This is a genomic window from Amycolatopsis sp. NPDC005232 (assembly GCF_040607795.1).
Taxonomy (GTDB): Bacteria; Actinomycetota; Actinomycetes; order Mycobacteriales; family Pseudonocardiaceae; genus Amycolatopsis.
In genome coordinates this window covers 39,444-53,241 of the sequence record NZ_JBEXHL010000025.1, presented here as the reverse complement: position 1 = coordinate 53,241, position 13,798 = coordinate 39,444, and the positions used below count along the sequence as shown (strand labels likewise).

Sequence of the window (13,798 nt, the reverse complement as noted above, 5' to 3'; positions counted from 1 at the left end):
CGTGGCCGAGGCGAGGAGGCCGCTTGGTTCAGAGGCGGTGGTGGCGGTGTTCACGTGCCGCAGAAATCCACCATATGGGCTGAAAGGGACTTAACGTCGCTAGGTGCTTTGGTCCTTATATCCGATTTCATCGGTTTTTGGTTGAAGTCCTGGTGAATTCCCGGCGGGAGGTGGTCTCGACCCCCTGTTTCTTCACGTTCCGCACGCATAATTCCCTCCCGGTAGTCCGATCGAGTGGCAGGAGTGTGCGCGTGCCGGGGTCTGTACGTGCCCGTTGGGTAGTGGGGGCCGCGGGTGTCGTGGTCGCCGCCGCTGCCGTGGGAATCGCCTTCGCGGTCTGGCCCGACGGGGCCTCCGCGCAGGATCCGGAGATCCAGATCTCCCGCTCCGCCTGTGGTCAGGGCTGGACGGACCCCAAGCCGGGCCCGCAAATCTTCAACCTCCACAACACCGGCGCCGTCACGTCGGAGGTCGATCTGATCGACCCGAAGACCGGCGTGATCTACGGCGAGGTCGAGGGTCTCGGCACGGGGACGATCAGGCCGATGTCAGTGACGCTCGGTAATGGACCGTACGCCTTCCGGTGCCTTCCGGAGGACTCCTCCGCGATCGTGGGCCCGACGACGACCGTCAGTGGCGGCGCCGAGCGCGGCCCGGGTGTCGCGGCGGTGACGCAGAACGACCTCCTGCAGCCGCTCAAGGTCTACGAGGCCAAGGTGACGCAGGGGCTCGACACGCTGGTCACCGACGTCGGCGCGCTCAAGGACGCCGTGCACCGCGGCGACCGCGGCGCCGCTGAGTCCACCTGGCTCACCGCGCACCTGACCTACGAGCGCCTCGGCGCCGCGTACGACGCGTTCGGCGACTCCGACGGTGCCATCAACGGCACGACCGCCGGCCTGCCCGGCGGCACCTCCGACCCGGACTTCACCGGCTTCCACCGCCTCGAGTACGGCCTCTGGCACAACGAGGACATGGGCTCGCTCGGCGGCGTCGTCGACCAGTTGGCCTCCGACGTGCAGAACCTGCGCACGGCCTTCCCCCAGAGCCAGGTCGACTCGAACGACCTCGGCCTGCGCGCCCACGAGATCGTGGAGAACGCCCTGCAGTTCGAGCTCACCGCCAAGACCGACTACGGCAGCGGCACCAACCTCGCCACCACGCGGGCGAACCTCGACGGCGTGCAGACCGTGCTCGACGTCCTGCGCCCGGTGCTCGCCCCGCGCTACCCCGAACTGTCCGGTGTGGACAGTTGGATGAAGCGGACCGAAGCGACCCTCGACGGCGCCCGCAAGCCCGACGGTTCGTGGACGCCCGTGTCCGCGCTCACCGCGCCGCAACGCCAGAAGATCAACGCCGACGTCAGCGAGCTCACCGAGCGGCTCGCCCCGATCGCGGCCATCGCCGAACCCAGGAGGGTTTCGTGACCGCCAAGCCCGCCCAGCCGGGGGAGTCCTCCCGCCGGACGTTCCTGCGCCGCACCGTCGTCGGTGCCGGCCTGACCGCCGCCGCGGGCGTGGGGGTCGGCTCGGTCGCCGCGAGCGCCGCCGACTCCGGCTCCGGTTCCGTCGCGTTCCACGGCGACCGCCAGGCCGCGATCGTGCGCCGGCCGCCCGCGCAGAGCGTGGTGGCGTCGTTCGACGTCGTCGCCGACAACAAGGCCGAGCTCACGGATCTGTTCAAGGAGATCACCGACCGGGCCCGCTTCCTCACCACCGGCGGCGCCCCCGCGGCGCTCGGCATCACCGCGCCGCCCGCCGACTCCGGCGTGCTGGGCCCGGTCGTGCCGGCGGGCAACCTCGGCGTGGTGCTCGGCGTGGGCTCGTCGTTGTTCGACGACCGCTACGGTCTCGCGGCGCTCAAGCCGAAGAAGCTCAAGCCGATGACGATGTTCCCCAACGACGCGCTCGACGCCGCGCAGTGCCACGGGGACCTGTCGCTCGTGCTTTCGGCGGACAACACCGACACCGTGCTGCACGCGCTGCGCGACATCGCCCGCGCCACCCGCGGCGGGATGCAGCTGCGCTGGAAGATCAACGGCTTCGCCTCGCAGCCACGGCCTTCCGGCACTCCGCGCAACCTCATGGGCTTCAAGGACGGCATCTCGAACCCGACCGACGCCGAGTACGACAAGCTGGTCTGGCTCGGCGAGGGCGGCGGCGAGCCCGCGTGGACCAAGGGCGGCAGCTACCAGGTCGTGCGGCTGATCCGGATGCTCGTCGAGTTCTGGGACCGCGTGTCGCTGACCGAGCAGGAGAACATGTTCGGCCGCCGCCGCGACACCGGCGCGCCCCTCGACGGCGCGAACGAGCAGGACGTGCCGAAGTACGCCGACGACCCCGTCGGCACCGTCATCCCCCTCACGAGCCACATCCGCATGGCGAACCCTCGCAAGCCGGAGACGGATTCCAGCCGGATCCTGCGCCGCGCGGTCAACTACGACCGCGGCGTGGACACCAACGGCAACCTGGACATGGGCCTGATCTTCGCCTGCTACCAGCAGGACCTCGAGCGTCAGTTCGAGGCGGTCCAGAAGCGGCTCATCGACGAGCCGCTGGTCGATTACATCTCCCCGTTCGGTGGTGGCTACTTCCTGGCGCTGCCGGGGGTGACCGGTCCCGACGACCACTACGGCCGGGCTTTGCTGGCCTGACCGTGTTCCCGCAGTTGCAGTTCCCACCACGAAGTCATCGAAATCAGGAGGATTCCCCAGTGGACAAAGGAATCGGCAGACGGCGTCGCCGTTCACGCGGGCTGATCGGCGCGGGTGCGCTGGCTTCGGCCGCCGTGTTGGCGATCGTCACCGGCTCCGCGGCGTCGACCGCAGACGCCCAGGCGCTGCACACGCTGCCGGCGTCGTGGCTGCCGACGCTCACCCCGATCAAGCACGTCGTGGTGATCTTCGGCGAGAACATCTCGTTCGACCACTACTTCGGCACCTACCCCAACGCGACCAACCAGGACGGCACGCCGTTCAAGGCCGCGAAGAACACCCCGAAGGTCAACGGCCTCGACAAGAAGCTGCTGAACAACAACCCCAACGCCTACGACCCTCAGCGCCTGTCCCCGAGCCAGGCGCTGACCTGCGACCAGAACCACTCCTACGGTGCTGAGCAGGCCGCGTTCAACGGCGGCAAGATGGACAAGTTCGTCGAGAAGACCGAGACCGACAAGTGCACGGGGCAGCCGATCCTCTACGGCGCGCCGGGCCTGGTCATGGACTACTACGACGGCAACACCGTCACGGGCATGTGGAACTACGCTCAGAACTACGCGATGAGCGACAACTCCTACAACACGAACTTCGGCCCGTCGACCCCCGGTGCGCTCAACCTGATCTCCGGCCAGACGGGCGGGGCGCAGGCGCTCACCTCGGTGACGCACCAGCCGACCACCGACTCGTACGCCGTCGTTTCCCCCGACAAGAAGGGGATCGGCACGGTCATCAACGACCCGGACCCGGCGTACGACGACTGTTCGGACAAGAACCACACTGCCACCGAGAACCTCGCCTCGATGCAGGGCAAGAACATCGGTGACATGCTGAACCAGCGCCACGTGACCTGGGGCTGGTTCCAGGGTGGCTTCAAGCCGACCGGCACCCAGAACGGGTTCGCGGTCTGCGGTGCGTCGCACAACAACGTCGGCGGCATCCCGGTGACGGACTACAGCCCGCACCACAACGCGTTCTCGTACTACAAGTCGACGTCGAACCCGCACCACCTGCCGCCGTCCTCGGTGCAGGCCATCGGTCAGACCGACCAGGCCAACCACCAGTACGACATCAGCGACTTCGACGCTTCTCTGAAGGCCGGCTCGATGCCCGCCGTGAGCTACCTCAAGGCCCCGGCCTACGAGGACGCCCACGCGGCCAACTCCGACCCGCTCGACGAGCAGCAGTTCGTGGTCAGCGAGATCAACAAGATCCAGCAGTCGCCGGAGTGGAAGTCCACCGCGATCGTCCTCGCCTACGACGACTCGGACGGCTGGTACGACCACCAGAAGTCCACGATCATCAACGGGTCGAACGACGCCGCGCAGGACCAGTCGGTCTGCACCGGCACCAACACCAAGCTGGGCACGACCGCGGACCGCTGCGGTTACGGCCCGCGTCTGCCGCTGCAGGTCATCTCGCCCTACAGCAAGGTGAACTTCGTCGACCACACCCGCACCGACCAAACCTCGGTGCTGCAGTTCGTGGAGGACAACTGGTTCACCGGTCGCGTCGGGGGGTCGTCGTTCGACTCCCGCGCCGGCGGGCTGTGGAACATGTTCAACTTCTGGTACCCGCAGGCGAGCAAGCTGCCGCTGGACCCGAAGACTGGTGCGGTAGTCAAGAACGGGCACCACTGAACACCGCGTAGTACCCAGTAACACCAGCAGTACCCAGCACCACTCCGAAGGCCACCGGGTTCGTCGAACCCGGTGGCCTTCGGCCGTTTCCGGGCTCGCTCGCTGTGGCCGACGAGACAGCGGGCGGCGGTAGCGAATCAGGTAACCAACTGGTTGGATAGTACATGGAGGTACAAATCATGTCCGGTCCGTTCGTTTTCATCGCCACCAACAGCGTGGTCCCCGGCAGGTTCGACGCCGAGAAGGGTCGCGCGCCCGGCTGGGCCCGGTTCGTCGAGGACCACGAGCCGCGGCTGATCGCGTTCCACGAGTACGCGAGCGCCGACGGCACCGAGGTCGAATTCGTGCAGATCCACCCGGACACCGACTCGTTCGAGCACCACATGCGCGTGCTCACCGAGCACGCCGACCCGGCATTCCGCGAGAACCTCACGGCCACCACGAACATCCGCGTCCACGGCGCACCCACCGAGGCGATCTTGACGATGCTGCGCGACCTGGCCGGCGCGGGCGTCCCGATCACTGTCTTCCCGCACCACCTGGGCGGCTTCACGCGCGGCTGAGCACATTTTCGCGGCGATTTTCCGGCAGGGAGCAACAGTTCGGAAATGCCCCTTGCGCTCGGACGGCCGCACTGGTCCAATCCCCGCCATGGCCACGTGGACCGAAACGCCGCGACTGCGGCTGCGCCGGTTCACGCCCGCCGATGCCGGCGTGCTCGCGGATCTCCACGGTGAGCCCGAGGTGATGCGCTTCGTCGACGACGGCCGTCCGGTGTCGCGTGAAGTCGTCGAGGACACGACACTTCCGGGTTTCCTCGCGGAATACCGGGAGCTGCCCGCGGGACTCGGGTGTTTCGCCGCCGTGAATTCGGGGGCGGACCAATTCGCCGGGTGGTTCTCGGTGCGGCCGGCGGCGAGCCGCGGACTCGGGGGAGGCGGTACCGAAGTCGGCTACCGCCTGCTGCCGGCGGTGTGGGGGCGCGGGTTCGCGACGGAAGGGCTGCAAGCGGTGCTCCGCAAGGCATTCGCGGAACTCGGTGCCGAGCGGGTCGTCGCGACGACGATGACGGTCAACACCCGTTCCCGTCGCGTGCTCGAGAAGGCGGGGCTCAAGCTCGTGCGCACCTTCTTCCTCGAGTGGCCGGAATACCTGGAAGGCGCGGAACACGGCGATGTCGAGTACGCGCTGTCCAGAGAGGAATGGGTGTCCAGCACCGCGCGACATTAGTCGACACGATAGGGTTCCCCCAGGCACGTCCTGTAGAAGGTGAAGGAACGACGAACCATGGCGCAGAAGGTTCACGTCGAGATGGTGGACGACATCGACGGCAGCATTGCCGATCAGACCGTCCCCTTCAGCCTCGACGGTGTGAGTTACGAGATCGATCTGTCCGAAGACAACGCCGCCGCGCTTCGTGATGAGCTCGCGCGCTACGTCACCGCTTCCCGCCGTGTCGGGGGCCGCAAGGTGCGCATGGCCGCCGGGCAGGCGCCGCGGGCGACGTCGTCCGCCGCCGATCGGGAGCGCAACCGCCTCATGCGGGAGTGGGCCGAGGCCAACGGCTTCAAGGTGTCCGATCGGGGCCGGCTCCCCGCGGAGATCGTGAAGGCGTTCGAAGAGCGTGAAGAAGAGATCGACGAGGTCGAAGAGGCTCCCGCCAAGCCGGCCCGCAAGCGTGCGCCGCGCAAGAAGGCCAACGCCTGAGCTGAGCTTTCCGTCAAAGGGGTCCGTCACCGCGGTGACGGACCCCTTTCGGCTTTTGCGGGGTGCTTCGCCCGCTATGGCGGAATCACCAGGCGGTGTAGCGGTGATGACACGGGACGACCGTGGTGATGGCCACACGACGGCGGCGCCACGCGCGGGGTAGGGTAGCCAAGCCTAAATGTCCTGTGAGTGAAGGTAACCGACTGTGGCCGAGAGAGCCCGCCCGAGAACACTCTCGCTGACGGCGGGGCTCGTGGTGCTCCTGGTGGCGCTCGTGCTCGCCGCCGCGCTGAGCATCGCCGTCGGATCGCGCGGGCTGTCGTTCGCCACCGTCCTCGACTCCTTGTTCCACTACGACGCCTCGAATCCCGATCACCTCGTGGTGCACGAGCTGCGCCTGCCGCGCACGCTCGTGGGCGTGCTCGCGGGTGTCGCACTGGGACTGTCCGGCGCCGTGATCCAAGGCGCCACGCGCAATCCGCTCGCCGACCCGGGTCTGCTGGGCGTGAACGCGGGCGCCGCGCTGTTCGTGGTGCTGGGCATCAGCACGCTCGGTATCACCACCGTCACCGGATACGTCTGGTTCGGCTTCGCCGGCGCGGCCGCCGCGGCCGTGGTCGTCTACGGGATCAGCGCGCTCGGGCGAGTCGGTGCCACGCCGGTGAAACTTGCGCTCGCGGGTGCCGCGGTGACGGCGGCGCTGCAATCGGTGACGAGCGGACTGCTGCTCACCGACACCACCACGTTCGACCAGTTCCGCTTCTGGCAGGTGGGCTCGTTGACCGGGCGCGACGCGTCGACGATCACGCAGGCCGTGCCGTTCATCGTGGTCGGCGTGGTGCTCGCGCTGGTGGCCGCGCGGATGCTCAACGCGCTGGCGCTGGGTGAGGACGTCGCCCGCGCGCTCGGGCAGAACGTCGCCGTGGCGCGGGCGGTCTGCGCGCTCGCCGTGGTCGTCCTCTGTGGATCGGCGACGGCCATCGCCGGGCCGATCGCCTTCGTGGGGCTGACCGTGCCGCACGTCGCGCGGCTGATCACCGGGCCCGACCACCGGTGGCTCCTGCCGTACTCCGCTTTGCTGGCGCCGTTGCTGCTGCTCGTGGCCGACGTGATCGGCCGCGTGATCGCGCGCCCGGCAGAGGTGCAGGTGGGCATCGTGACCGCCGTGATCGGCGCGCCCGTGTTCATCGTGCTGGTGCGGCGGCGGAAACTGGTGAAGGTGTGAAGCCGCCGCAGGCGCTCCCCGACGCGCTGAAGGCGGTCTCGGCCGCCCGCCGCCAGGGCTCGGCGCGGGTGTGGCTCGTGTCGATCGTGCTCTTCGTGCTGTTGGTCGGAGTTTTCGCGCTGTCCCTGGCTGTCGGCGACTTCGACGTCCCCTTGGGACAGCTGCCCGGCATCCTCTTCGGCGACGGCACGGGCGGCGGCGCCTACGTCGTCACGCAGCTGCGGCTCCCGCGCGCCGTGGCAGCCGTGCTCGTGGGTGTCGCGTTCGGACTCGGGGGCGCGCTTTTCCAGCGCCTGCTGCGCAATCCGCTCGCCAGCCCCGACGTGATCGGCGTGACGCAGGGTGCCAGCGCCGCCGCGGTGATCTGCCTGGTCCTGTTCGGAGTGTCCGGTCCGGTGCTCTCGGCCGCCGCGTTCGGCGGCGCGCTGCTCACCGGCGTGATCATCTACGTGCTCTCCCGCCGCGGCGGCGTGAACGGCTACCGGCTCGTGCTCATCGGCGTCGGGGTCGGCGCGGTGCTCGCCAGCATCGTGTCGTACCTGATGACCTGGGCCGACGTGACGCTGGCGCAGCAGGCGCTGGTGTGGCTCACCGGCAACCTCAACGGCGCGAGCTGGGACAAGGTGGTGCCGCTCGCGCTCGCCCTCGTGGTGCTCGGGCCGGCGGCGCTGCTCCTCAGCCGCGCGCTCACAGGGCTGCAGCTGGGTGACGACACCGCGGCCGGGCTCGGCCTGCGCGTGGAACGCATGCGCCTGCTGCTGCTCCTCGTCGCCACCGCGCTCGCCGCGTTCGCCACGGCGGCGGCCGGGCCCGTGAGTTTCGTGGCGTTCGTGGCGAATCCCGTGGCGACGCGGCTCGTGGGCGGCGCCCGCGTCGGCCTCGTCGCGCCCGCCCTCACCGGCGCACTCGTGACGTTGCTCGGCGACTTCGTCGCGCAGCACCTGCTCGGCACGCAGCTGCCGGTCGGCGTCGTGACCGGGGCCGTCGGCGCGCCATACCTGCTGTACCTCCTCGCCACGGCGAACCGGGCCGGCCGAGTCTGAGAGAGAAGGCGCGTGAAACCGACGACACCCACCCTGCACACCGAAGGTCTCGAGCTCGGCTACGGGCCCGTGACCGTGGTGAAGGACCTCTCGGTGCGCATCCCCGAGGGCAAGGTCACCATGATCGTGGGGACCAACGCGTGCGGTAAGTCGACACTGCTGCGCGGACTGGCGCGCCTGCTCGCGCCCTCGGCCGGTGCGGTGTTCCTCGACGGCGAACGCATTTCCTCCTTGCGCAGCAAGGACGTCGCCCGGGTGCTCGGCCTGCTGCCGCAGTCGCCGACCGCGCCGGAGGGCATCACGGTCGCCGACCTCGTCGGCCGCGGCCGCTACCCGCACCAGGGCGTGTTCCGCCGCTGGAACGACGAGGACGACGACGCCGTGGCGCGCGCGATGCTGGCCACCGACACCGTGGAGCTGGCCGACCGGCCCGTCGACGAGTTGTCGGGCGGGCAGCGCCAGCGCGTGTGGATCGCGATGGCGCTCGCGCAGCGCACGCCGTTGCTGCTGCTCGACGAGCCCACCACGTTCCTCGACATCAGCCACCAGGTCGAGGTGCTCGACCTGCTCGCGGACCTCAACCACAACGACGGCACCACCGTCGTGATCGTGCTGCACGACCTCAACCTCGCGGCCCGCTACGGCGACCACCTCATCGCCATGAAGAACGGGTCGATCGCCGCCGAGGGAGCTCCCGGCGACATCCTCACCGCCGAGCTCGTCGAGGACGTGTTCGGCATGCCCTGCCGGATCATCGCCGATCCCGTGTCCGGCACCCCCATGGTCGTCCCGATCGGCCGCCACCGCGCCGGTATTCCCACCACACAGCCCTAGGAAGGAACACCCCACGATGGCCAGATGGACCAAGGTGGTCGGCCTCCTCGCCGCAGCCACGCTCCTGGGCGCGTGCAGCCAGCCCGCCAACACCACCACCTCGGGAGTCGGCGACTCCGACGTCGCCACCGGCGGCCGCTTGTTCTCCACCGCCGACACCGAGACCGCCAAGCTCAAGGCCGACGTCGGCCCCGGCGTCTTCCCGCGCACGGTCACCCACGCGCTGGGCCAGACGAAGATTGAGAAGGCGCCCACCCGCGTGGTCGTGCTCGACAGCGGTGAGCTCGACGACGTGCTGGCGCTGGGCGTCACGCCCGTCGGCATGGCCACCACGGCCGGCCAGACCGGTGTGCCCAGCTACCTCGCCGACCGCGTCAAGGGCATCCCGACCGTCGGCGACGTCAGCAACCTGAACCTCGAGAAGATCGCTTCGCTGCAGCCGGACCTGATCCTGGGCAGCAAGCTGCGCGCCAACGACCTGTACCCGCAGCTGTCGAAGATCGGGCCGACGGTGTTCAGCATCCGCCCGGGCTTCCCGTGGAAGGAGAACCTGCTGCTGGTGGGGGCGGCGCTGGGCCAGGAGAACAAGGCCGTGGCGGCGCTGAACGCGTACCAGAAGAAGGCCGACGAGGTGAAGGCCGGGATCAAGGGCAACCCCAAGATCTCGTTGCTGCGCTTCCACTCCACGGGCATCCGGATCTACGGCGACCTGTCGTTCATCGGCGTGATCTTCAAGGATGTCGGCCTGCAGCGGCCGGACAACCAGCACATCAACGAGCTGGCCAAGCAGATCTCGCGCGAGCGCATCGACGAGGCGAACGGCGACTGGATCTTCTACTCCAGCTACGGCGCGGGCCCGAACGCGGACGAGAAGGCCGTGACGAGCAGCGGTCTGTGGGCCGGCCTGAGCGCCGTGAAGTCGCAGCACGCCATCCGCGTCTCCGACGAGGTGTGGTTCCTCGGGCTCGGCCCGATCGGCGCCGACCACGTGCTCGACGACCTGAAGAAGTACCTCGGCTGACCGCTTCTCCGTTGTAGCAGCGGGCAGGCCTCCCCGGGTGATCCCGGGGAGGCCTGCCCGGTTGTGGCGTCAGGCGCCGCGGTAGATCGTCTTGAACTGCTGGTAGTTGCCCAGCGCCTCCGGGCCCAGCTCGCGGCCGATGCCGCTGGCCTTCACGCCGCCGAACGGCGCGACCGGGTCGGGCAGGTAGGTGTTGACGCCGATCGTGCCCGTCTCGACGCGCCGGGCCACGGCCATGCCGCGGTCGGGGTCGGTGGTCCAGACGGTGCCGCCGAGCCCGAAGTCGGAGTCGTTGGCGATGGCGATCGCATCGGCCTCGTCGGCGTAGGGGATCACCGACAGCACGGGCCCGAAGATCTCCTCGCGCGAGATCGTGGCGGAGTTGTCCACGTCCGCGAAGATCGTCGGCTCCACGAACCAGCCGACGTCCCGGCCGTTCGGGCGGCCGCCGCCGGTGGTCACCCGGCCGCCTTCGGCCTTGCCCTTCGCGATGTAGCCCTCCACGCGGGCACGGTGCGCGGAGCTGGCCATCGGGCCGATCGTGGTGCTTTCGTCGAGCGAGTCGCCGATCACGGCGCCCGACGCCATGTCCGTGAGCACGTCCACGACCTCGCCGTAGCGGCTGCGCGGCGCGAGCACGCGGGTGCCGAGGAAGCAGGTCTGGCCGTTGTTCATCATCGTGGCCACGAACAGGCCCTCGACGCTGCCGGCGACGTCCGCGTCGTCGAGGATGATCGCCGCCGACTTGCCGCCCAGCTCCAGCGTGACCGGGCGCAGCAGCTCGGCGCAGGCTGACGCGATCGCGCGGCCGGCCACCGTCGAGCCGGTGAACGTGACCTTGTCCACGCCGGGGTGCTTCACGAGGTACGCGCCGAGCTCGCGGCCACCCGGCACGATGCTCACGACGCCCGGCGGCAGGCCCAGGTCTTTGAGGACCTCGGCGAGCAGGAACGTGTCGAGCACCGTCTCCGGCGAGGGCTTGATGACGATCGAGCAGCCGGCCGCGAGCGCCGGGGCGAGCTTGAAGAACAGCAGCGTCTGCGGGAAGTTCCACGGAACGATCGCCGCGACGACCCCGACCGGTTCGCGGCGGACCACGGCGTTGCCGCCGAAGGCGCCCTGGCGGATCTCCTCCGCGGGCTGCTCGCGGACGATCCCGCCGTACATCTGCAGGAGCCCGGCCGGGTAGCCGGTCTCCGCCTGCATCGCGGCGCTGCCGATCGGCATGCCGTTCTGGGCGCTCACCAGCTGCGCGAACTCCGAGCTGCGCTCCGCCATCACGGCGGCGAAGCGGTCGAGGACCTCGGCTCGGTTCGCCGGCTCCCAGTGGGCCCAGCCCTGCGGATCGCGCAGTGCCGCGCGTGCCGCGGCCACGGCCTTGTCGACGTCCGCGGGTCCCGCTTCCGGAACCTGCCCGATGGCTTCTTCCGTGCTCGCCGACAGCACGGTGATGGTGGCGTCGGTGGACGGTGCGGTCCATTCGCCGCCGATGAACAGCGCGTCGTGTACGTGCTTCACCTGCAAAACTCCTCGGCCACTTCGGCGCCGCCCCGTTGCGGCGCGAACCACAGGGTGGACCGAAGCTCTACACAACAGTTGTCGCAGCGCGCCAGACTTGTTGTTCCTCGGCGTATGCTCGCTCGACCGCACCCAGAACGACCTGGGAGATGCTGATGGGGCGAAGTCAGCCGGCCGACGCTTGGAGCCACGAGCTCGCGCGGGCCTTCGCCGGGCTGCACGCCGAACGGCACGACGGCCTGCTTCCGCTCGGCACCCTCGACGCGGTGCAGCTGGACGACGTCGGAATCTACGATGTTCGCGGCACCACGCAGATCGTGCGCCGCACCTCCCGCACGGCGCGGACGGACACCGCCGAGCAGCTGAAGATCTGCCTGATCGAACGCGGGGGCGCGCTCGTCGAGCAGGGCCGGCGGCGCGTGGCGCTGGAGGTCGGCGACCTCGCGCTCTACGACTTGCGGCGGCCGTACCAGCTGACGTTGCAGGGCACGTTCCGCTGCGCTGTGATGACGTTCCCGCGCGAGGCGCTCGGCCTGCCCGACTCCGCGCTCGAGGCGATGATGGAGCGCCGGTTCGTGACCGGCACCGGCGTGGGCCAGGTCTTCGCCTCCTGCCTGCGCAGCGCGCTCGACCAGCGCGAGACGTTGTCCGACGGCTCACCGGTGCGTCTGCGCGAAGCCGCCGTGGCGCTGCTCGCGGCCACACTCGGCAGTGCCTTCTCCTGGGGCGCCGGCCTCCCGGCAGGGCACGCGAACCTGGCGCTGCGCGAGCGCGTGCTCGACCACGTCCGCGGGCACCTGGCCGACCCGCACCTGTCGCCGGCGACGGTGGCCGCGGCGCTGCACATGTCGCCGCGCTCGCTGCACCGGCTGTTCGAGGACTCCGGCGAGACGTTCGGCGGCACCGTCCGCAAACTGCGGCTCGAGGCCGTGCGCCGGGATCTCACCGATCCGCTGCTGGCAGGGCGAAGCATCGCGGCCGTCGCGGCGCGCTGGGGGATCACGGACCAGCCTTGGCTTTCGCGGGCGTTCCGGGCTGAGTACGGGGTGACGCCTTCGGGGCTGCGGCGGCGGATGACCCGGCCTTAGAGGCCCAGTCGCGCGTCGAGGTCGATCTTGCCGCCCACCGCGTCGAGGATCGCGCGCAGCGCCGTCTTCTCCTGCAGCGGCCTGCCGTGCTGGTCGGCGTGCGCGCGCATGAGGTTGCCGATGTGGCGCTCGGGGTTGCTCCAGTTCGGCCAGCGGCGGCGCGCGATCGTGGCCAGCTCGGCGAAGTCGGGGGTTTCCGGGGTGGTCGCGTCGAGCAGCCAGTTGAGGTACGTGCGCAGCACGGCGACCGGGAAGCTGCCGGGGTGGCTGAGAGCGCCGTGGCCGGGCACGAACGTGCGGACGGTCGGGAAAGTCTTGTCCAGCCAGTAAAGCGCGTCGAGCCAGCCGGGGATCGAGCCGTGCAGCGCCATCGGCGTGGAGCCGACGGAGAGCAGGTCGCCCGTGAACAGGGTGCCGGTCTTGGGCTCGAACACGACCAGGTCGCCGTCGGTGTGCGCCACGCCGGGGAACGGCACGACCTCCACGACCACCCCGCCGAGATCGACCTCGCGCGGCGTGGTCACGGCGTGCACGGCCTCGGGTTTCGGCGCTTCGAGCGTGCCCCAGTTCTTGCAGTCGAACGTGTCCTCGTACCGCTGCGGCCCCGCCCGCACCGCGGACACGGCCGACTCGGCGGCGAGGATGCGCCCGCCGTTGCGCAACGCCACGCCGGCGCCGTTGTGGTGCGCGCCGTGGGCGTGGGTGAGCACGAGCGTGAGCGGCATTTCGACGGTCGAGTACTTGCGGACGTCCTTGACCAGATCGAGCGTGTCCCGCTCAGTGCCGCACGTGTCGACCAGCATCACGCCGGACCGGCCGCGGATCCAGCCGCAGTTGGACACGAGCCAGTCGGTCGGGCTGCGGACGTAGGCAACCACGCTCGGGTCGGAGTACCTGAGCGGCACGATGTTTCGCCTGATGGCGGGCATGGGGTCCCCCTCGTGGGCTGCGCCGCCGTGATCCCGGACCACTGCATGGTAGTGGATCACTGACCTTTGAATGGTATAGA

The 13,798-nt window shown here is 69.6% G+C and carries 13 protein-coding genes; 11 read left to right on the top strand and 2 right to left on the bottom strand.

The genetic code is table 11. The annotated features are described in order from the left end of the window. Positions 1–251: 251 nt before the first annotated feature. From ABZU76_RS35550 to ABZU76_RS35505, 10 genes are all read left to right on the top strand, one after another. Complete coding sequence (locus ABZU76_RS35550) at positions 252–1,427, top strand: EfeM/EfeO family lipoprotein (RefSeq protein WP_220243631.1); 1,176 nt, start codon at positions 252–254, stop codon at positions 1,425–1,427. Continuing rightward, on the top strand, positions 1,424–2,653 hold the full coding sequence (locus tag ABZU76_RS35545) for a Dyp-type peroxidase (protein ID WP_354877665.1): 1,230 nt from the start codon (positions 1,424–1,426) through the stop codon (positions 2,651–2,653). Before ABZU76_RS35550 ends, ABZU76_RS35545 begins: the two co-directional genes overlap by 4 nt. A gap of 59 nt (positions 2,654–2,712) precedes the next feature. Further along, positions 2,713–4,353, top strand: coding sequence for an alkaline phosphatase family protein (locus ABZU76_RS35540; RefSeq protein ID WP_354877663.1), 1,641 nt, complete (start codon positions 2,713–2,715; stop codon positions 4,351–4,353). 179 nt (positions 4,354–4,532) lie between these two features. Continuing rightward, on the top strand, positions 4,533–4,916 hold the full coding sequence (locus tag ABZU76_RS35535; protein WP_354877661.1) for a hypothetical protein: 384 nt from the start codon (positions 4,533–4,535) through the stop codon (positions 4,914–4,916). Positions 4,917–5,004: 88 nt separating this feature from the next. Beyond that, positions 5,005–5,583 carry a GNAT family N-acetyltransferase gene (locus ABZU76_RS35530; RefSeq protein ID WP_354877658.1) on the top strand — a complete coding sequence of 193 codons (579 nt, stop codon included), beginning with the start codon at positions 5,005–5,007 and terminating at the stop codon, positions 5,581–5,583. Positions 5,584–5,640: 57 nt separating this feature from the next. After that, positions 5,641–6,060 carry an Lsr2 family protein gene (locus ABZU76_RS35525; protein WP_354877655.1) on the top strand — a complete coding sequence of 140 codons (420 nt, stop codon included), beginning with the start codon at positions 5,641–5,643 and terminating at the stop codon, positions 6,058–6,060. Between the two features lie 205 nt (positions 6,061–6,265). Further along, positions 6,266–7,285: an iron chelate uptake ABC transporter family permease subunit gene (locus ABZU76_RS35520; RefSeq protein ID WP_354877652.1), complete on the top strand. Its 1,020-nt coding sequence runs from the start codon at positions 6,266–6,268 to the stop codon at positions 7,283–7,285. Next, positions 7,282–8,328, top strand: coding sequence for an iron chelate uptake ABC transporter family permease subunit (locus tag ABZU76_RS35515; RefSeq protein ID WP_354877649.1), 1,047 nt, complete (start codon positions 7,282–7,284; stop codon positions 8,326–8,328). Before ABZU76_RS35520 ends, ABZU76_RS35515 begins: the two co-directional genes overlap by 4 nt. A 33-nt stretch (positions 8,329–8,361) precedes the next feature. Continuing rightward, positions 8,362–9,162 carry an ABC transporter ATP-binding protein gene (locus tag ABZU76_RS35510; RefSeq protein ID WP_354877879.1) on the top strand — a complete coding sequence of 267 codons (801 nt, stop codon included), beginning with the start codon at positions 8,362–8,364 and terminating at the stop codon, positions 9,160–9,162. A 16-nt stretch (positions 9,163–9,178) separates the two neighbouring features. Next, positions 9,179–10,183 carry an iron-siderophore ABC transporter substrate-binding protein gene (locus tag ABZU76_RS35505; protein ID WP_354877646.1) on the top strand — a complete coding sequence of 335 codons (1,005 nt, stop codon included), beginning with the start codon at positions 9,179–9,181 and terminating at the stop codon, positions 10,181–10,183. A 69-nt stretch (positions 10,184–10,252) separates the two neighbouring features. On the opposite strand, the gene ABZU76_RS35500 is transcribed toward ABZU76_RS35505, so the two are convergent. Continuing rightward, positions 10,253–11,701, bottom strand: coding sequence for an aldehyde dehydrogenase (locus ABZU76_RS35500; protein WP_354877644.1), 1,449 nt, complete (start codon positions 11,699–11,701; stop codon positions 10,253–10,255). Between the two features lie 155 nt (positions 11,702–11,856). Between ABZU76_RS35500 and ABZU76_RS35495 the strand changes: the two genes are divergently transcribed. Continuing rightward, complete coding sequence (locus ABZU76_RS35495; protein ID WP_354877641.1) at positions 11,857–12,789, top strand: helix-turn-helix domain-containing protein; 933 nt, start codon at positions 11,857–11,859, stop codon at positions 12,787–12,789. On the opposite strand, the gene ABZU76_RS35490 is transcribed toward ABZU76_RS35495, so the two are convergent. Beyond that, positions 12,786–13,718 carry an MBL fold metallo-hydrolase gene (locus ABZU76_RS35490; RefSeq protein ID WP_220243620.1) on the bottom strand — a complete coding sequence of 311 codons (933 nt, stop codon included), beginning with the start codon at positions 13,716–13,718 and terminating at the stop codon, positions 12,786–12,788. The genes ABZU76_RS35495 and ABZU76_RS35490 overlap by 4 nt on opposite strands. Positions 13,719–13,798 lie beyond the last annotated feature (80 nt).

What these genes read in the sequence shown, in the direction of transcription:
- ABZU76_RS35530 (WP_354877658.1), top strand. Translation starts at nt 5,005, where the DNA reads ATGGCCACGTGGACCGAAACGCCGCGACTGCGGCTGCGCCGGTTCACG.
- ABZU76_RS35525 (WP_354877655.1), top strand. Translation starts at nt 5,641, where the DNA reads ATGGCGCAGAAGGTTCACGTCGAGATGGTGGACGACATCGACGGCAGC.
- ABZU76_RS35495 (WP_354877641.1), top strand. Translation starts at nt 11,857, where the DNA reads ATGGGGCGAAGTCAGCCGGCCGACGCTTGGAGCCACGAGCTCGCGCGG.
- ABZU76_RS35505 (WP_354877646.1), top strand. Translation starts at nt 9,179, where the DNA reads ATGGCCAGATGGACCAAGGTGGTCGGCCTCCTCGCCGCAGCCACGCTC.
- ABZU76_RS35535 (WP_354877661.1), top strand. Translation starts at nt 4,533, where the DNA reads ATGTCCGGTCCGTTCGTTTTCATCGCCACCAACAGCGTGGTCCCCGGC.
- ABZU76_RS35490 (WP_220243620.1), bottom strand. Translation starts at nt 13,718, where the DNA reads ATGCCCGCCATCAGGCGAAACATCGTGCCGCTCAGGTACTCCGACCCG.